The organism is Citrobacter sp. H12-3-2 (assembly GCF_009649895.1).
In the GTDB taxonomy this organism is placed as follows: Bacteria; Pseudomonadota; Gammaproteobacteria; order Enterobacterales; family Enterobacteriaceae; genus Citrobacter; species Citrobacter portucalensis.
In genome coordinates, this window is record NZ_CP045837.1 from 3,458,953 (window position 1) to 3,475,758 (window position 16,806).

Consider the following 16,806-nt stretch of genomic DNA (forward strand, 5'->3'; position numbering starts at 1 on the left):
CAAAATACCCCTTACGATGTATGCAGCAGGGAAAAAAAGAAATACTCCGTAATAAAAAACCATTCCCTTCAATTGCAAACAAAACGTTATCAGGTTGCTAAACAGAGCAACAAAAACAGAAACCCAGTAACAAATATAGCATCGGGGCTCTATTCACTATGTTCGGTAATAATATATTCACGCAAGTTAAACGCTCAGAAAATAAAAAGATGGCGGCTATCGCGCAATTTCTGAAAGAGAATGATTTGAGCGTAGATACGACCGTCGAAGTATTTATCACCGTCACCCGTGACGACCGTCTGATTGCCTGCGGTGGTATCGCTGGGAATATTATTAAGTGTGTCGCAATCTGTGAATCTGTCCGCGGCGAGGGTTTAGCGCTGACGCTAGCGACCGAGTTAATCAACCTTGCCTATGAACGCCATTGTACGCACCTCTTCATCTATACCAAAACCGAGTACGAATCGCTGTTTAAACAGTGCGGTTTTTCTACGCTCACCAGCGTTCCCGGCATTATGGTATTGATGGAAAACAGCACCACACGTCTGAAACGCTACGCCGAATCACTGGCAAAACAGCGTCATGATGGGAAAAAAATTGGCTGTATCGTCATGAACGCCAACCCCTTCACCAACGGACACCGTTTTCTGATCCAACAGGCGGCCGCGCAATGTGACTGGCTGCATCTGTTTTTGGTGAAAGAAGATACCTCACGTTTTCCGTATGAAGACCGCCTGGATCTGGTGCTTAAAGGAACAAAAGATATTCCACGTTTAACCGTGCATCGCGGTTCGGAGTACATCATTTCCCGCGCCACGTTCCCGTGTTACTTCATCAAAGAGCAGAGCGTTATTAACCACTGCTACACCGAAATAGACCTGAAAATCTTCCGCCAGTATCTGGCTCCGGCTCTCGGCGTCACGCACCGCTTCGTCGGTACTGAGCCGTATTGCACCGTCACCTCCCAGTACAACAACGATATGCGTTACTGGCTGGAGACCCCAACGCTTCCCGCCCCACCGATTGAACTGGTGGAAATTGAGCGGCTGTGTTTCCAGGAGATGCCGATTTCCGCCTCCTGGGTGCGCAAGCTGCTGGTTAAAAAAGATCTCACGGCTATCGCATCCCTGGTCCCTGACGCCACGCTGCAGTATCTGCAAAGCATGGTTGAGCGAGCCTCATCGGGTGCGGCAGTCCGCCAAAATACCCCCGCATTAGCAACAGGTGAAAAATGAAAATAAACCAGGCAGCCGTCGCAGGCACACTCGAGTCCGGTGATGTGATGATTCGCATCGCCCCACTCGATTCGCAGGATATTGACCTGCAGGTTAACAGTAGCGTCGAAAAGCAGTTCGGTGATGCCATCCGGGCCACCATTCTGGACGTTCTGTCCCGCTACAACGTACGCGGCGTGCAATTGAATGTTGATGATAAAGGCGCACTGGACTGCATTTTACGTGCGCGACTGGAAGCACTACTGGCCCGCGCTGGCGGTATTCCGGCACTGCCATGGGAGGATTGCCAGTGATTTCCGAATCTTTGCAACAACGTAAAACCCGTACTCGCCGCAGCATGTTGTTCGTACCGGGCGCCAATGCCGCCATGGTCAGCAACTCGTTCATCTACCCGGCAGATGCGCTGATGTTCGACCTGGAAGACTCCGTCGCGTTGCGTGAAAAAGATACCGCTCGCCGCATGGTGTACCACGCGCTGCAGCATCCGCTGTATCACGACGTTGAAACCATCGTGCGTGTAAACGCCCTCGACTCCGAATGGGGCATCAACGACCTTGAAGCCGTGGTACGTGGCGGTGCTGACATCGTACGTTTACCGAAGACCGATACCGCGCAGGATGTCATCGACATCGAAAGCGAAATTCTGCGTATCGAAAACGCCTGTGGCCGTGAGCCAGGCAGCACCGGTCTGTTAGCCGCCATCGAATCGCCGTTAGGCATTACCCGCGCGGTAGAAATTGCCCATGCTTCCGAACGTCTGATCGGTATTGCCCTGGGTGCGGAAGACTATGTACGTAACCTGCGCACTGAGCGCTCACCGGAAGGTACTGAACTGCTGTTTGCCCGCTGCTCTATTTTGCAGGCTGCACGTTCTGCCGGTATTCAGGCGTTCGACACCGTGTATTCCGATGCCAACAACGAAGCGGGTTTCCTGCACGAAGCCGCACATATCAAGCAACTGGGTTTTGACGGCAAATCGCTCATCAACCCGCGCCAGATCGAACTCCTGCACAACCTGTACGCCCCAACGCGCAAAGAACTGGCTCACGCCCGTCTGGTTGTGGAAGCCGCTGAAGCCGCTGCTCGCGAAGGTCGTGGCGTAGTTTCCCTGAACGGCAAAATGGTCGACAGCCCGGTTATCGAGCGCGCCCTTCTGGTTATCTCCCGTGCAGAACTTTCCGGCATTCGCGAAGAATAAGGCAAAAAAATGACGCAGAAAATCGAACAGTCTCAACGCCAGGATCGCGTGGCGACCTGGAGCCGTCATGCAGAAAGTGAGCTTTCCGCTTATCAGAGCACCGCAAAAGTAGAATTGCAGGCGCAAAAACCGCGCGACAAAAAGCTGTGCGCTAACCTGGAAGACGCTATTCGTCGTTCAGGTTTACAGGATGGTATGACTATCTCTTTCCACCACGCTTTTCGTGGTGGCGATCTGACGATTAACCTGGTGATGGACGCCATCGCCAATATGGGCTTTAAAAATCTGACGCTGGCCTCCAGCTCTCTGAGCGACTGCCATGCTCCACTGGTTGAGCACATCCGTCAGGGCGTGGTTAGCCGCATTTATACCTCCGGTCTGCGTGGTCCGCTGGCGGAAGAAATCTCACGTGGCCTGTTGGCCGAACCGGTACAAATTCACTCCCACGGTGGCCGTGTGCACCTGGTGCAAAGTGGCGAGCTCAGCATTGATGTGGCGTTCCTCGGCGTGCCGTCCTGCGACCAGTTTGGCAACGCCAACGGTTATACCGGTAAAGCGTGCTGCGGCTCACTGGGCTATGCCCGCGTAGACGCCGAAAACGCGAAACAGGTTGTCCTGCTGACTGAACAGCTGCTGACCTATCCGCATAACCCGGCCAGCATTACGCAGGATCAGGTAGATCTGATCGTGCAGATCGATCAGGTCGGCGATGCGGACAAAATTGGTGCCGATGCGACCCGCATGACCACCAACCCGCGTGAACTGTTAATCGCCCGTAGCGCGGCTGAGGTCATTGCTAATTCCGGCTACTTCAACGAAGGCTTCTCACTGCAGACAGGAACCGGCGGCGCTTCTCTGGCTGTTACGCGTTTCCTGGAAGACAAAATGCGCAGCCGCGATATCCGTGCCGACTTCGCGCTGGGCGGCATTACCGCTACCATCGTTGACCTGCACGAAAAAGGCCTGATTCGCAAACTGCTGGACGTTCAGAGTTTTGACCGTAACGCCGCGGAATCGCTGGCCCGCAATCCAAACCACATTGAGATCAGTGCCAACCAGTATGCCAACTGGGGCTCAAAAGGCGCATCCGTCGATCGTCTGGACGTCGTGGTGCTCAGCGCGCTGGAAGTTGATACCAGCTTCAACGTTAACGTACTGACCGGTTCTGACGGCGTACTGCGCGGCGCATCCGGCGGTCACTGCGATACCGCGGTTGCCGCTGCGCTGTCTATCATCGTCGCGCCGCTGGTTCGCGGACGCATCCCGACCCTGGTTGATAACGTGCTGACCTGCGTAACCCCAGGCTCCAGCGTTGACATTCTGGTCACTGACCACGGTATCGCCGTCAACCCTGCACGTCCGGAACTGGCAGAACGTCTGAAAGAAGCCGGTATGAAAGTGGTGTCCATTGAATGGCTGCGCGAACGTGCACAGCAGCTCACCGGTCAGCCACGCGCTATCGAATTCACTGACCGCGTGATTGCTGTTGTGCGTTACCGCGATGGTTCAGTGATTGACGTTGTGCATCAGGTGAAGGAATAAACCATGCACCTGCTCCCTGAATACGCCACCCAACACGCGGTTTCCATTCCCGAGCTGCTAGCCAGCCGCGATGAGAGACAGGCAAGGCAACAGGAGTGGCTGACACGCCACTCTGCGCCGCTGGTCTCGTTTACCGTCGTCGCACCGGGTCCGATTAAAGACAGCGAATTAACTCGTCACATCTTTAATCATGGCGTAACCGCCTTGCTCGCGTTGGCGAAACAATCCACCTGGATTGTCAGGGAGCAAACAGCGCTGGTTTCTGCCAGCGGTCCAGAAGGTCTTTTGTCTATTGAGGCTCCGGCCCACGACCTCAAGCTCGCCACGATTGAACTTGAGCATTCACACCCGCTGGGACGCCTATGGGACATCGATGTCCTGACCCCTGAAGGGGAAATTCTGTCCCGGCGTCATTTCGCACTCCCTGCCCGCCGCTGTCTGCTGTGCGAGCAAAGTGCTGCCGACTGTGCGCGGGGTAAAACCCACGCGCTTTCCGACTTACTCACTCAGATGGAGGCACTGCTGCATGATGCCGATTCCCGCAACATCAACCAATAACGCAGTCCTCCCTCTGGATCTGCCTGATGCTTACGCAACGCTTGCGTGGCGCGCCATGTTGACTGAAGTCAACCTGTCGCCCAAACCCGGTCTGGTAGATCGTATTAACAACGGCGCGCATAAAGATATGGCGCTGGAAGATTTTCATCGCAGCGCTGAAGCGATTCAGTCGTGGCTACCACGTTTTATTGAGTATGGGGCGTTTAGCGCACAGCTGTCGCCTGAAGATGTATTGAAAGGACTGCGCCCGCTGGGCATGGCCTGCGAAGCCGATATGTTCCGCGCCACCGCCGGGGTGAACACCCATAAAGGGAGCATCTTTTCACTGGGACTGCTGTGCGCCGCCATTGGCCGCCTGCACCAGCTCCAACTCACTGTTACCGCTGAAACCATTTGCTCTACGGCAGCAACATTTTGCCGTGGCCTGACCGAGCGCGAACTGCGCCAGAACAATCAACAACTCACGGCTGGCCAACGTCTTTATCAGCAATTGGGATTAACCGGCGCACGGGGCGAAGCCGAAGCGGGATATCCGCTTGTCATCCAGCATGCCCTGCCGCACTACCGCGCACTGCTGACTCAGGGCCGCGACCCTGAACTGGCGTTACTCGACACATTATTGCTGCTGATGTCTATCAACGGCGACACCAACGTGGCTTCACGTGGCGGCGCAGAAGGTCTGCGTTGGCTACAGCAGCAGGCCACCGCCCTGATGCAGCAAGGGGGGATTCGTACCCCTGCCGATCTCGAATATCTATACCAGTTCGACCAACAGTGCATTGAACGCAACCTCAGTCCCGGAGGCTGCGCCGATCTGCTGATCGTCACCTGGTTCTTAGCTCAGATTTCACAAGTTCATCATTATCACAATTAAAGATCCTTTCCGGAGAATCACACACATGTCTTTAGCAAAAGATAAAATATGGAAGTTATTGGCCCCCCTGGTCGTCATGGGTGTCATGTTTCTAATCCCCGTCCCTGATGGAATGCCTCCACAGGCCTGGCACTACTTTGCCGTGTTTGTGGCGATGATCGTCGGTATGATCCTGGAGCCAATTCCGGCAACAGCGATCAGCTTTATCGCCGTAACGATCTGCGTTATCGGCAGCAACTATCTGCTGTTTGATGCTTCAGAACTGGCCGACCCGGCGTTTAAAGCGGGTAAGCAAGCGCTGAAATGGGGCCTGGCGGGCTTCTCCAGCACCACCGTGTGGTTGGTGTTTGGTGCGTTTATCTTCGCACTGGGTTATGAAGTCACCGGTCTGGGTCGTCGTATCGCGCTGTTCCTGGTGAAATTCATGGGTAAACGTACCCTGACGCTGGGCTATGCGATTGTTATCATCGACATTCTGCTGGCACCGTTTACTCCATCTAACACTGCGCGTACCGGTGGCACCGTATTCCCAGTTATCAAAAACCTGCCGCCGCTGTTTAAATCATTCCCGAACGATCCTTCCGCGCGCCGTATCGGTGGATATTTGATGTGGATGATGGTCATCAGTACCAGCCTGAGTTCCTCGATGTTCGTGACCGGCGCTGCGCCTAACGTGCTGGGTCTGGAATTCGTCAACAAAATTGCCGGTATTCAAATCAGCTGGTTGCAGTGGTTCCTCAGCTTCCTGCCGGTCGGTATTATTTTGCTGATCGTTGCTCCGTGGCTGTCATACGTTCTGTACAAACCAGAAGTTACTCACAGTGCTGAAGTTGCCGCTTGGGCCGGTGATGAACTGAAAGGCATGGGTAAACTGACCCGTAAAGAGATAACGCTGATCGGTCTGGTATTGCTCAGTCTGGGTCTGTGGGTCTTCGGTGGTAAACTGATTGATGCAACCGCAGTGGGCCTGCTGGCTGTTTCCCTGATGCTGGCGCTGCACGTTGTACCGTGGAAAGACATTACCCGTTATAACAGCGCATGGAACACTCTGGTTAACCTCGCCACGCTGGTCGTTATGGCGAATGGTTTAACCCGTTCAGGTTTCATCGACTGGTTCGCCAACACCATGAGCACGCATCTGGAAGGCTTCTCGCCTAACGCGACCGTGATCGTACTGGTGCTGGTGTTCTATTTTGCTCACTACCTGTTTGCCAGCCTTTCTGCACACACGGCCACCATGCTGCCGGTTATTTTGGCTGTAGGTAAAGGCATCCCGGGCGTGCCGATGGAACACCTGTGTATCCTGCTGGTACTGTCCATCGGTATCATGGGCTGTCTGACTCCATATGCAACAGGCCCAGGCGTTATCATCTACGGCTGTGGTTATGTAAAGTCCAAAGACTACTGGCGTCTGGGTGCTATCTTCGGCGTTATCTACATCGCTATGCTTCTGCTGGTCGGCTGGCCGATTCTGGCAATGTGGAGCTAATCATTCCCGTTCACGCTTGATGAAAATGATGCCAGTCAGCTAAACCTGACTGGCATTTTTTATGATTAAATAGATGATATTCAGAATTTATATAAGTGTCCGAAATCATCATGACATCAACATGGCGTTATTCTTCGTTGCTGGCAGCACTCCTGCTACCAGTTTCTGCAGCTCAGGCCGATGAACTTCAGGCAAAACAGTACGCTGATTTTGACAGCTACGTGCTGGCTCTCTCCTGGCAAACCGGATTTTGTCAGAGCCAACACGAGCGTAATCGTCAGGAGCCTGACGAATGTCGTTTGCAAAAAGAGAGCGCAGACAAAGCTGATTTCCTGACCGTTCACGGTTTATGGCCCAGCCTGCCTAAATCCATTGCCGCCCGTGGAGTAGACAATCGCCGTTGGATGCGTTTTGGCTGCGCGACTCGCCCTATTCCTAACCTGCCTGAAGCGCGCGCCAGCCGTAAATGCGCGGCCCCCGAAACCGGGCTGTCGCTGGAAAGCGCGGCAAAACTCAGCGCCGTAATGCCTGGTGCTGGTGGAAGATCCTGTCTGGAACGTTACGAGTATGCCAAACATGGCGCGTGTTTCGGTTTTGATCCCGACGCGTACTTCGGCACGATGGTACGGCTGAATAATGAGGTTAAGGACAGCGAGGTGGGCAAATTCCTGGCGGAAAACTACGGCAAAACCGTCAACCGTAACGCATTTGACGCCGCCGTTGCCAAAAGCTGGGGCAAAGAGAACGTCAAAGCGGTGAAGCTAAGCTGCCACGGCAATCCAGCGTATCTCACTGAGATCCAGTTATCCCTGAAAGCCGACAACATCAACCAGACGTTATCTGCCCAGTCATTCTTACCGCAACCGCATCCGGGTAACTGCGGTAAACAGTTTATTATCGACAAAGTGGGATACTGAAACTCGTGACCGACGCTGCAAGATGGCGTCGGTTCGTAAGCTTAGCGTTTTACACGGGCATCCGGGCGAACTAAATCAAAACGGTGTGTTTCACTGATCGAATAATACGCCGTTGGCCCACCTGCACGCAGTACCGGCTTCGCTTTCGCCGTCTGATAGATGCCGTCTTCCAGGAGCGTTTCATCTATGTGAATGCCTACCACTTCCCCCAACACCAGCCAGGTATCAACCGGTGAGCCATCAGCGGTAGTCAGTTGCAGGCTTTGCGATAAGCGACACTCAAAATTGACCGGGCTTTGCGCCACGCGCGGCACGTTGACTATCCGGCTATCTGCCTTGCTAAGCCCGGCGGCAAAAAACTCGTCCTCACCGTGCGGCAAGCTGGCTGACGTTTCGTTCATCGCAGTGGCCAGCTCAAGAGTCGTCAGGTTCCAGACAAATTCACCAGTTTCGATAATATTCTGCACGCTGTCTTTCCAGCCGCTGCTGGCGAAACCGATAATCGGCGGATGATAGTTAAAACAGTTAAAGAAACTGTATGGTGCCAGATTGTGCCGACCGTTGCCGTCACGCGACGCAATCCAGCCAATCGGGCGCGGTCCAATGATGGCATTTAGCGGATCATGCGGTAAGCCGTGTCCCTGTGACGGTTGATAGAAATACATAGCGTTCCCTGTTGAAGTTAACGTCAGCGCAGCACAAATTATGCTTCGCTCATCCCCCTGGAAAAAGAAGATCAGCGTAGAACAATCTGCCAACGATTACGACTGAATAAAGTTGAGCAGGTCACCGTTGATCTGTTTCTTATGGGTGGTGCAAATGCCATGCGAGCCGCCGACATATACCTTCAACTGCGAGTCCGGCAGCATTTCCGCCGCGACCTTTCCGCAGGTTTCAAACGGAACAATCTGATCGTCATCACCGTGGATCACCAGCGTCGGGATGGTCATCTTTTTGAGGTCTTCACGCAGATCTGTTTCCGAAAACGCGTGTATACAGTCGTACAACGCTTTGATGGAACCTTGTAAACCTTGTTCAACAAAACTTTCCCTGACGGCTTTCGACTCTTTTGCGCCAGGACGATTGTAGCCATAGAATGCAGCGGTCAGCTCATAGAAAAAGGCGGCGCGATCGTTCACAACCCCCTCACGGATGCCATCGAATACCTCTTTCGGCACGCCATTTGGGTTAAAGTCAGTCTTGATCATGATGGGCGTCACCGCGCCAATTAACACCGCTTTTGCCACCCGCTGCGTCCCATGCCGGCCAATATAACGAGCCACTTCCCCACCGCCGGTAGAGTGCCCAACATGTACGGCATCTTTAAGATTGAGATGCGCGGTAAGTTCAGCCAGGTCGTCAGCATACTGATCCATATGATGTCCATCCCAGGGTTGGGCCGAACGCCCATGTCCGCGCCTGTCATGGGCGATCACACGAAATCCTTTCGATCCAAGGAACAGCATCTGATCTTCAAACGCGTCTGCCGTCAGCGGCCAACCGTGACTAAACACAATAGGTTGTCCACTTCCCCAGTCTTTAAAATGCAAATAGCTGCCGTCTTTCAAGGTAAGTTTGTCGTACTGGCTCATGAGATCTCCTGTCGCGGAACACTGAGTTGTTTGACGCGCCCGCAGCGAGCGCTTAAAAAGCATAATGCAAATTGGAGAACGATCACGTTTTTCGGCTAAAATCACACCATATGCGACAATGTTGATGATTTACCTGAATGTGAACTAAATCACTTCAAACATGGGGTAAGTCTCAGTATCATCATAAAAGCTAAACCCTTGCCGCCTGACGGTGAGGGTTTTCTTTTGGGATTATTTACCTGCGCACCCGCAGTATCGACGACATGGAGTAATAAATGTCCAGACCAACTATCATCATTAACGACCTCGATGCGGAACGCATTGACCGCCTGTTGGAGCAACCTGCGTTTGCTGGTTTACCGATTGCCGACGCCCTTAACGCCGAGCTGGATCGTGCCCAAATGTGTTCTCCAGAAACCATGCCGCACGACGTCGTGACCATGAACAGCCGCGTGAAATTCCGCAATCTGAGTGATGGCGAAGTCCGTGTGCGTACCCTGGTGTATCCGGCCACTATGACTGACAGCAACACACAGCTTTCGGTAATGGCACCTGTCGGCGCTGCACTTCTGGGGCTGCGCGTTGGTGATACCATTCACTGGGAATTGCCAGGCGGGACCTCAACGCACCTCGAAGTTATCGAGCTTGAGTACCAGCCTGAAGCTGCAGGCGACTACCTGCGCTAACTCTGTCTTATCAAAGCCACTCGCTTTATCTTACAGGGGATGCATCCGCATCCTCTTTCCGGTTAGATCTCCCTGCTCCTCGCTTTCTTTCCTGTTCGCAAAACATAAATCTGTGTCGTGACTGACAGAATCATTTTTAATACTATGCTGTTATGTGTTCATGTAATGACAAGGAGAATGTTTATGTACAACACAATCATAATGCCAGTTGATGTATTCGAAATGGAACTGAGCGACAAGGCTATTCGCCATGCAGAATTTCTGGCCCAGGATAAAGGGGTTATCCATCTGCTGCATGTGCTGCCAGGCTCAGCGAGCTTAAGCCTGCACCGCTTTGCAGCCGATGTCCGTCGTTTTGAAGAGCATCTGCAACACGAAGCGGAAACCCGTCTGCAAACGATGGTCGGTCACTTCAGCATCGATCCTTCCCGTATTAAACAACATGTCCGCTTTGGCAGCGTCCGTGACGTGGTCAACGAGTTGGGTGAAGAGTTGAATGCGGATGTCGTTGTCATTGGGTCGCGTAACCCATCAATCAGCACCCATCTGCTCGGCTCAAACGCTTCCAGCGTTGTTCGACACGCGACTTTGCCAGTGCTGGTTGTTCGTTAACAGCCACTGATTTGCTAAAGAAAACCCCTGCCAGGTTAACGCCTGACAGGGGTTTTTATTACCTCACGATTAATACAAATGGCCGATATTCACGATGGAGCTGATCGTATCGCCAAAAAACGTCAGACGGCTCAGGAATACGCCAACAAACAGCAGGGCGAAAAGCGCTTTTGCGCGACGCTCGCCCTGACGGCTAAGCACAAAGGCCACCGCCAGACACACCAGACTCGCCAGATAAAGTGGCGACGTCAGCCAGGCATGCGCCGTCATCTGCATGATGGTGCCACCGCTTAGCCAGATAATGGGTGCGGCGATCATGACTGCCATACACACGACAATCCCCTGGCGCAATGCAGCAACGGCAGGTACGAGGTTAAGAAGTGGAATCGCAGCACACCCCATCACCCACACCGTGATGAAGAACAACAGCATTGTCAGACCGTTGGCGATCGCCACCATTGCCGGGGCGGCATAGGTCATCCCCTGTACCGCCACCAGTGCGATACCGAGAACAGAGGCCAGAACAGCTGGTGCTTTGTGCCCTTTTGCCAAAAACGTCACCCCGACAGCTGCACCGTATAAAGTGGCGCCCAGAATCTCTCGGCTCAGCCAGGCGTGCTGCAGGTTGATCAAGGCATCGTAGGCGCGATCCGGATGCGCAAGGTGTAATATCGCCGCCACGGACGCCGCCGCCAGAACCAGTCCACTTACCAGCCAGTACAGGCGCTTGCTCTCCAGTTTTCCTTGCAGCACACGCAGCGTCAGAATGAGCGTGATCCCAACCGACATTTGGCTTAATACGGTAAAAATGACCAGAGGAAGTTCATACTTTTCCATTACTTGGCCTCCGGCTGCTTTGGTTGACGCGCAAGGATAAAACGCGTGCCAGGATTAAGCTGCGGCATACGCGGGAATCCCGGCGGATACTGCACCGCATTATCAGGTATAGGATCGGCATCCAGATCGATAAGCGTCAGCGCACCTACCGGACAGGCATTCACGCACGCCGGCTGCATGCCAACATCAAGACGCTCATAGCACATGCTGCATTTTTCCGCTTTTTTCGTCTCTTCATTAAAGCGCGGCGCACCGTATGGACAGTTGCGAATACAGTTTTTGCATCCGATACAACGTTCCGGGTTATGCACTACAACGCCATCCTCACGTTTGGTGTACGCCTCTACCGGACAAGCCGCCAGGCAGGCCGGATTTTCGCAGTGGTTACAGGCCAGCGAGTAAAACGCTCGCTCTTCATGCGGATAAATTTCTTTATCCAGCGGGTAGACGTAGCGCCAGAAACGTTCTGGCTCCAGCTGGTTAAAACTCTTACACGCCATCGCACAGCCACGGCAGCCGATACACTTATCGCTATTAACTAAAAACGCGCGCCTCATGCCGCTGCTCCTTTATCGATTAAAATGATGTCCGCAAACTGACTATGGATGGCCGCACCTGGCGCACCAGTTTTCATCAAGCCCATATCGGCTGGAGTATCCGCCACTACGTTTTGAACGTTGTATTTCCGTTTCGGGAACCAAGCCTCGTACATCACCAGGAAATCCTCCGGAACGTTAGCGGTTACCTTCGCACGTAACTCCACCTCACCTGCGGTGTTAAACACTTTCACCAGGTCATTTTCAGCGATGCCTCTTTTCCCGGCGGAAACCGGGTGCATATAAACAAACGGTTCAGGATAGAAGACCTGCATCCAGTCAAGGTTGATGAATTGGGAATGGATACCGAACTGGACATGCGGCGTAAACAGGTGGAATGGCAACGTGCTTTTTGCCTCCGGTTTGTATTCCGGCAGCGCCGTATGACCATTTTTCTCACACAGCTCAGATTTGAACTCAAACTTTCCAGAGGGCGTTTTAAACTTACGGTCATACCAGGCCGCAGAACTTGGCAGAATGGCTTTTTTCGGCCCTTCCAGTAAATCATCCCAGGAGGAGATACCAAACATTTTGGCCATTCCGTCATTGAACTCCTGGTCCAGCCAGCGCTTATGATCGAACTCCTGCGGGAATGTGCAAGAACCCGGCTCCAGCTTGTTGATTGTGCGGGAAAGTAAAACGGCGATTTCCAGATCGCATTTTGCCTCATACATTGGCTTAATTGCAGGCTGGTTGATTGAGAGCCAGTAGTGCCAATATGAGGCGTCTACGTTCCACTCTTCAAAGGCTGTGGTGACAGGCAAAACGATATCGGCATGCTGGACGGTCTCGTTAAAGAATTGGTCGGCGCACACCACCATTTCCAGTTTTTCGAATGCTTTTTCCATCTTGCTGCGATCAAAATCCTGAGCAAACGGGTTCTTACAGGCAACCCAAAGCATTCGGACAGGCGGCTCATTGGCTTCCAGAATTCCCTTTGCGGTCTGGTTGATATTCAACGAGCGATCGGAATACTGTGCGACTTCCCCCGCAGAACCAAACTCGCTGGTTGTGCCCGCCGCTCCCGGCATCCCGATAGAGCCTACCGGTGGCTTCTGCAACATGGCATTGTAGTTAAAGCCCCAGGTATGCAAATGACCGTAGCGAGCGCCACCGCCCTCAATGCCAATATTGCCGGTCATTGCCACAAAGGCATCGATCGCCCGTACGTTAGCGCCGCCGTTGACATGGCGCTGCATGCCGTAGCCAATCCACACGGTAGCAGGGTTAACCGCGGTAAATTCTTCCGCCAACTGGCGAATAACATCCGCCGACAGCCCGCAAATCTCAGATGCCCACTCTACGGTAACGTTATTACGCAAATACTCTTCAAATTCAGCATAACCATGGGAATAGTTGTTAACGAAATCCTGATCAACCAATCCTTTGTCCACCAGGTGGCGTGCCATGCCCAGCGCCAGAGCGCCATCTGATCCTGGGCGAACGCGTAAATAGAGATCGGCTTTCGCAGCGGTTTGGGTTAACAGTGGATCGATAACGACCACTTTTGCGCCTTTTTCCCGCGCCTGATAGATGTACTTCATGGTGTGCATAGAGCACCAGGCCGGGTTAGCGCCCCAGATAATAATGTATTTGGCTTTCACCATATCTTCCGGGTCGTTACACCACATGTCGCCCATGTCGTAGTTTTGCGCGTCAATACCGGCTGGCCAGCAAGGTGTTCCGGCAAAACGGGTGGTGTAACCCAGTGAAGACATCATCCCTTCAACGGCATAGTTCAATACACCAAATTTGCCTGAGTACTTGGTCAGCGCCAGACCCAACATTGAACCATCTTTCTTTTTAATCTCCAGCATCTTGGTCGCAATGCGCTGCATTGCTTCATCCCAGGAGATACGACGCCAGTTACCGCTGCCGCGAACATCCTGAACCATCGGATATTTAATGCGGTCCGGGCTGTATACCCTACGTGGATAGCTCAATCCCTTCACACACGGAGTTCCATGCGTAAACGTTGATTCAGGCGCGCCTTCCACAAAGGTGATGACGTCATCCTTCACCCAGGTTTTCAGGCTACAAGTGTCATAGCAGTTACGTGGACAGGCGTTACGATAGATTTTGTAGGTTTTGGGATTAAACGGAATTGGCGGTTGCGCCAATGCACAGCGTGAAGTCAGCAATCCCCCTGGCAGGGCAGCCACCGTTCCAAGGGCAATCAACCCTTTCAAAAATGAACGTCTGTTCAGAACTCCCGGTTCATTACTCATATTGATACTCTCGTGTTTAATTCATCAAGCCAAAAAGACAACCTTTCCGCGACGTTTTTCAACGTAACGGTTTGTGCATTTATATGTATTTTTTCTATATACGCGGGCATCCACATCGCTATATACTCAATCACATATCGAGTCATAATGATCTGGTATTCTGCTGATATCCTGGCATTAGCCGATAATAAAACTGCTAATTCCAATACGCAGGAAATATGATCATCCGGCATATTATTTACATGGTTTATAGATAGACCTATATTTGCCATGAATTCCCGAATGCTTAAGGTTGATTTACCCATTACGAGGGCATCTTCTTCAAGGTATACCGAAGCGAACGGCGGGGCTTTTAGCGTCTGCGGCCCAACAAATAGTGCATTGAAGTCGTACTCCGCCTCCAGCCACTCCTGCTCTGTTAGCGTTGAGGCATTTGTATCTAAAGCTGAATAAGCCGCTTTCAGCGTGTAACTATCGTGAGAGATAAAAAAATCACGTAACAATAACCCTGTCGATTCAAAGATCGTCAGGGTTTCATATATTTCACCCATGAATTAACCAACCATTTATTCACACAGCAAATGAAAAAATAATGCAGGTTAATATAATAAAGATAACGCCCTCTATTTCTTTGATGAAAATAATGATCAGGCTAATTAAGTGAATGTTTTAAACGGTTTATTGTTTCAAGAATTGACAATTTAAGTGTATGGAAATAAAAAACCGCCAGCGGATGACTGGCGGTTTTGGCATTGCAGGTGAGTCTTACTTTTTTTATGCTACTGTCGTGCGAATCAGATAATCAAACGAACTTAACGAGGCCTTCGCGCCTTCACCGGTCGCGATGATAATCTGCTTATACGGTACGGTGGTGCAGTCACCGGCAGCGAAAACGCCTTTCACGCTGGTTTCGCACTTGGCATCGATGATGATTTCACCCATACGGTTACGTTCAACGGCGCCTTCCAGCCAGTTGGTGTTCGGCAGCAGACCAATCTGAACAAAGATACCTGCCAGTTCCACATTGTGAACATCGCCGCTCACACGGTCACGATACTCCAGGCCAGTAACTTTGCTGCCATCGCCTTTCACTTCTGTCGTTTGCGCATTCAGAATGATGTCGACGTTTTTCAGACTGCGAAGCTTATTTTGCAGCACCTGGTCGGCCTTCATTTCAGGAGCAAACTCCAGCAGCGTCACATGTTCAACAATACCTGCCAGGTCGATAGCCGCTTCAACGCCGGAGTTACCGCCGCCAATCACCGCAACACGCTTGCCTTTAAACAGCGGGCCATCACAGTGCGGGCAGTAGGTTACGCCTTTGGTGCGATACTGATCTTCGCCCGGAACGTTCATGTTGCGCCATTTCGCGCCGGTGGCGATGATAATGCTACGTGCTTTCAGCACCGCGCCGGAGGCTGTTTCAATCTGATGCAAACCGCCTTCCTGCGCTGCTGGAATGAGTTTGCTTGCGCTCTGGCTGTCAATCACATCGACATCATAATCATCAACGTGTGCTTTCAGCGCGCCTGCCAGTTTCTGACCTTCAGTTTTCGGTACTGAGATATAGTTTTCAATATCAACAGTATCAAGGACCTGACCGCCAAAACGTTCGCCCATCAGACCGGTGCGAATGCCTTTACGTGCAGAGTACACCGCTGCCGCTGCACCAGCAGGACCAGAACCGACAATCAATACGTCATAAGCATCGCGCTTATTCAGCTCTTCAGCCGCACGTTTTTCTGCGCCAGTATCCACTTTCGCCACGATCTCAGTCAGCGTCATACGCCCCTGACCGAACTCTTTGCCGTTCATAAATACCGCCGGAACGCCCATCACGTTACGATCGGTGATTTCGTTCTGGAAAGTACCGCCGTCAATCGCCGTATGTTTGATACGTGGGTTCAGCACCGCCATTAGGTTCAGCGCCTGCACCACGTCCGGGCAGTTATGGCAGGAAAGTGAATAATAGGTTTCAAATTCAAAATCACCGTCGAGATCGCGGATCTGCTCCAGCAACGTCTGCGCCTCTTTTGACGGATGACCACCGGTCCACAACAGCGCCAGCACCAGAGAGGTAAACTCATGACCCAGCGGAGAACCGGCAAAACGCGGTCCCTGGTGAGAACCGGGATTGGTAATCAGGAACGATGGCTTACGCACCGCCAGAGTATTGTCTTCTTTGAAGGTGACTTTTTCTGACAGTTCAGCAATTTCAGTCAGCAGTTCCTTGATTTCTGCCGATTTAGCGCTGTCATCCAGCGTCGCAATCAGCTCAACAGGTTTGGTCAGTTTCTCAAGGTAAGCCCTGAGCTGGGTTTTCATATTTGTGTCGAGCATTCTTCTTCCCTCTCTGAAAACATCATCATGCAAGCCGATTTTGCAGGACTGCATTAATGCAACTTGCGTCATGGTGCTGGAATGAAACAGGCGCAAATTTGC

The 16,806-nt window shown here is 52.3% G+C and carries 17 protein-coding genes; 10 read left to right on the top strand and 7 right to left on the bottom strand.

Features of this window, described 5'->3' with window-relative positions; translation table 11 throughout:
* Positions 1 to 158 precede the first annotated feature (158 nt).
* The 8 genes from citC (at position 159) to rna (ending at position 7,813) form a co-directional block, all read left to right on the top strand.
* Positions 159 to 1,235: a [citrate (pro-3S)-lyase] ligase gene (citC, locus tag GHC22_RS16690; RefSeq protein ID WP_003831277.1), complete on the top strand. Its 1,077-nt coding sequence runs from the start codon at positions 159 to 161 to the stop codon at positions 1,233 to 1,235.
* Complete coding sequence (gene citD, locus GHC22_RS16695) at positions 1,232 to 1,528, top strand: citrate lyase acyl carrier protein (protein WP_003831276.1); 297 nt, start codon at positions 1,232 to 1,234, stop codon at positions 1,526 to 1,528. The genes citC and citD overlap by 4 nt, the downstream gene beginning before the upstream one ends.
* Positions 1,525 to 2,433 carry an aldolase/citrate lyase family protein gene (locus tag GHC22_RS16700; protein WP_003831275.1) on the top strand — a complete coding sequence of 303 codons (909 nt, stop codon included), beginning with the start codon at positions 1,525 to 1,527 and terminating at the stop codon, positions 2,431 to 2,433. The genes citD and GHC22_RS16700 overlap by 4 nt, the downstream gene beginning before the upstream one ends.
* Before the next feature lie 9 nt (positions 2,434 to 2,442).
* Positions 2,443 to 3,975, top strand: coding sequence for a citrate lyase subunit alpha (gene citF, locus GHC22_RS16705; protein ID WP_008784078.1), 1,533 nt, complete (start codon positions 2,443 to 2,445; stop codon positions 3,973 to 3,975).
* Between the two features lie 3 nt (positions 3,976 to 3,978).
* Positions 3,979 to 4,533, top strand: coding sequence for a citrate lyase holo-[acyl-carrier protein] synthase (gene citX, locus GHC22_RS16710; protein WP_153753560.1), 555 nt, complete (start codon positions 3,979 to 3,981; stop codon positions 4,531 to 4,533).
* Positions 4,502 to 5,407: a triphosphoribosyl-dephospho-CoA synthase CitG gene (citG, locus tag GHC22_RS16715; RefSeq protein WP_153753562.1), complete on the top strand. Its 906-nt coding sequence runs from the start codon at positions 4,502 to 4,504 to the stop codon at positions 5,405 to 5,407. The genes citX and citG overlap by 32 nt, the downstream gene beginning before the upstream one ends.
* A gap of 25 nt (positions 5,408 to 5,432) precedes the next feature.
* On the top strand, positions 5,433 to 6,896 hold the full coding sequence (gene citT, locus GHC22_RS16720) for a citrate/succinate antiporter CitT (protein ID WP_003831271.1): 1,464 nt from the start codon (positions 5,433 to 5,435) through the stop codon (positions 6,894 to 6,896).
* Positions 6,897 to 7,006: 110 nt separating this feature from the next.
* Positions 7,007 to 7,813 (top strand): ribonuclease I, encoded by an 807-nt coding sequence (gene rna, locus GHC22_RS16725; RefSeq protein ID WP_153753563.1) that lies wholly within the window; start codon positions 7,007 to 7,009, stop codon positions 7,811 to 7,813.
* A gap of 41 nt (positions 7,814 to 7,854) precedes the next feature.
* Here the strand turns inward: rna and GHC22_RS16730 are convergent, their stop codons facing one another.
* Both GHC22_RS16730 and GHC22_RS16735 read right to left on the bottom strand, forming a co-directional pair.
* The gene (locus GHC22_RS16730; RefSeq protein ID WP_153753565.1) at positions 7,855 to 8,478 is read right to left on the bottom strand and encodes a flavin reductase family protein; all 624 of its coding nucleotides are present in this window, start codon (positions 8,476 to 8,478) and stop codon (positions 7,855 to 7,857) included.
* Positions 8,479 to 8,574: 96 nt separating this feature from the next.
* Positions 8,575 to 9,405: an alpha/beta fold hydrolase gene (locus tag GHC22_RS16735; protein ID WP_153753567.1), complete on the bottom strand. Its 831-nt coding sequence runs from the start codon at positions 9,403 to 9,405 to the stop codon at positions 8,575 to 8,577.
* A 275-nt stretch (positions 9,406 to 9,680) separates the two neighbouring features.
* Here GHC22_RS16735 and rnk point away from each other — a divergent pair, with 275 nt between their 5' ends.
* Both rnk and uspG read left to right on the top strand, forming a co-directional pair.
* On the top strand, positions 9,681 to 10,091 hold the full coding sequence (rnk, locus tag GHC22_RS16740; protein ID WP_003831264.1) for a nucleoside diphosphate kinase regulator: 411 nt from the start codon (positions 9,681 to 9,683) through the stop codon (positions 10,089 to 10,091).
* A gap of 183 nt (positions 10,092 to 10,274) precedes the next feature.
* Positions 10,275 to 10,703 carry a universal stress protein UspG gene (gene uspG / locus GHC22_RS16745; RefSeq protein ID WP_003022101.1) on the top strand — a complete coding sequence of 143 codons (429 nt, stop codon included), beginning with the start codon at positions 10,275 to 10,277 and terminating at the stop codon, positions 10,701 to 10,703.
* Between the two features lie 69 nt (positions 10,704 to 10,772).
* Here uspG and GHC22_RS16750 read toward each other — a convergent pair whose 3' ends face one another.
* The 5 genes from GHC22_RS16750 to ahpF all read right to left on the bottom strand — a co-directional run bounded on the left by GHC22_RS16750 (position 10,773) and on the right by ahpF (position 16,704).
* Positions 10,773 to 11,540 carry a DmsC/YnfH family molybdoenzyme membrane anchor subunit gene (locus tag GHC22_RS16750; RefSeq protein ID WP_153753569.1) on the bottom strand — a complete coding sequence of 256 codons (768 nt, stop codon included), beginning with the start codon at positions 11,538 to 11,540 and terminating at the stop codon, positions 10,773 to 10,775.
* Positions 11,540 to 12,097: a 4Fe-4S dicluster domain-containing protein gene (locus GHC22_RS16755; protein ID WP_008784074.1), complete on the bottom strand. Its 558-nt coding sequence runs from the start codon at positions 12,095 to 12,097 to the stop codon at positions 11,540 to 11,542. The genes GHC22_RS16750 and GHC22_RS16755 overlap by 1 nt, the downstream gene beginning before the upstream one ends.
* The gene (locus GHC22_RS16760; protein WP_048235898.1) at positions 12,094 to 14,364 is read right to left on the bottom strand and encodes a molybdopterin-dependent oxidoreductase; all 2,271 of its coding nucleotides are present in this window, start codon (positions 14,362 to 14,364) and stop codon (positions 12,094 to 12,096) included. The genes GHC22_RS16755 and GHC22_RS16760 overlap by 4 nt, the downstream gene beginning before the upstream one ends.
* The gene (locus tag GHC22_RS16765) at positions 14,361 to 14,915 is read right to left on the bottom strand and encodes a molecular chaperone (protein WP_153753570.1); all 555 of its coding nucleotides are present in this window, start codon (positions 14,913 to 14,915) and stop codon (positions 14,361 to 14,363) included. Before GHC22_RS16765 ends, GHC22_RS16760 begins: the two co-directional genes overlap by 4 nt.
* A 223-nt stretch (positions 14,916 to 15,138) precedes the next feature.
* Positions 15,139 to 16,704, bottom strand: a complete 1,566-nt coding sequence (ahpF, locus tag GHC22_RS16770) for an alkyl hydroperoxide reductase subunit F (RefSeq protein WP_020996553.1) — start codon at positions 16,702 to 16,704, stop codon at positions 15,139 to 15,141.
* Between the last annotated feature and the right edge of the window lie 102 nt (positions 16,705 to 16,806).

Bases quoted from the DNA above. Each gene is read 5' to 3' on its own strand.
- citC (WP_003831277.1), top strand. From the start codon at position 159: ATGTTCGGTAATAATATATTCACGCAAGTTAAACGCTCAGAAAATAAA.
- citD (WP_003831276.1), top strand. From the start codon at position 1,232: ATGAAAATAAACCAGGCAGCCGTCGCAGGCACACTCGAGTCCGGTGAT.
- citF (WP_008784078.1), top strand. From the start codon at position 2,443: ATGACGCAGAAAATCGAACAGTCTCAACGCCAGGATCGCGTGGCGACC.
- citX (WP_153753560.1), top strand. From the start codon at position 3,979: ATGCACCTGCTCCCTGAATACGCCACCCAACACGCGGTTTCCATTCCC.
- citG (WP_153753562.1), top strand. From the start codon at position 4,502: ATGATGCCGATTCCCGCAACATCAACCAATAACGCAGTCCTCCCTCTG.
- citT (WP_003831271.1), top strand. From the start codon at position 5,433: ATGTCTTTAGCAAAAGATAAAATATGGAAGTTATTGGCCCCCCTGGTC.
- rna (WP_153753563.1), top strand. From the start codon at position 7,007: ATGACATCAACATGGCGTTATTCTTCGTTGCTGGCAGCACTCCTGCTA.
- GHC22_RS16730 (WP_153753565.1), bottom strand. From the start codon at position 8,478: ATGTATTTCTATCAACCGTCACAGGGACACGGCTTACCGCATGATCCG.
- GHC22_RS16735 (WP_153753567.1), bottom strand. From the start codon at position 9,405: ATGAGCCAGTACGACAAACTTACCTTGAAAGACGGCAGCTATTTGCAT.
- rnk (WP_003831264.1), top strand. From the start codon at position 9,681: ATGTCCAGACCAACTATCATCATTAACGACCTCGATGCGGAACGCATT.
- uspG (WP_003022101.1), top strand. From the start codon at position 10,275: ATGTACAACACAATCATAATGCCAGTTGATGTATTCGAAATGGAACTG.
- GHC22_RS16750 (WP_153753569.1), bottom strand. From the start codon at position 11,540: ATGGAAAAGTATGAACTTCCTCTGGTCATTTTTACCGTATTAAGCCAA.
- GHC22_RS16755 (WP_008784074.1), bottom strand. From the start codon at position 12,097: ATGAGGCGCGCGTTTTTAGTTAATAGCGATAAGTGTATCGGCTGCCGT.
- GHC22_RS16760 (WP_048235898.1), bottom strand. From the start codon at position 14,364: ATGAGTAATGAACCGGGAGTTCTGAACAGACGTTCATTTTTGAAAGGG.
- GHC22_RS16765 (WP_153753570.1), bottom strand. From the start codon at position 14,915: ATGGGTGAAATATATGAAACCCTGACGATCTTTGAATCGACAGGGTTA.
- ahpF (WP_020996553.1), bottom strand. From the start codon at position 16,704: ATGCTCGACACAAATATGAAAACCCAGCTCAGGGCTTACCTTGAGAAA.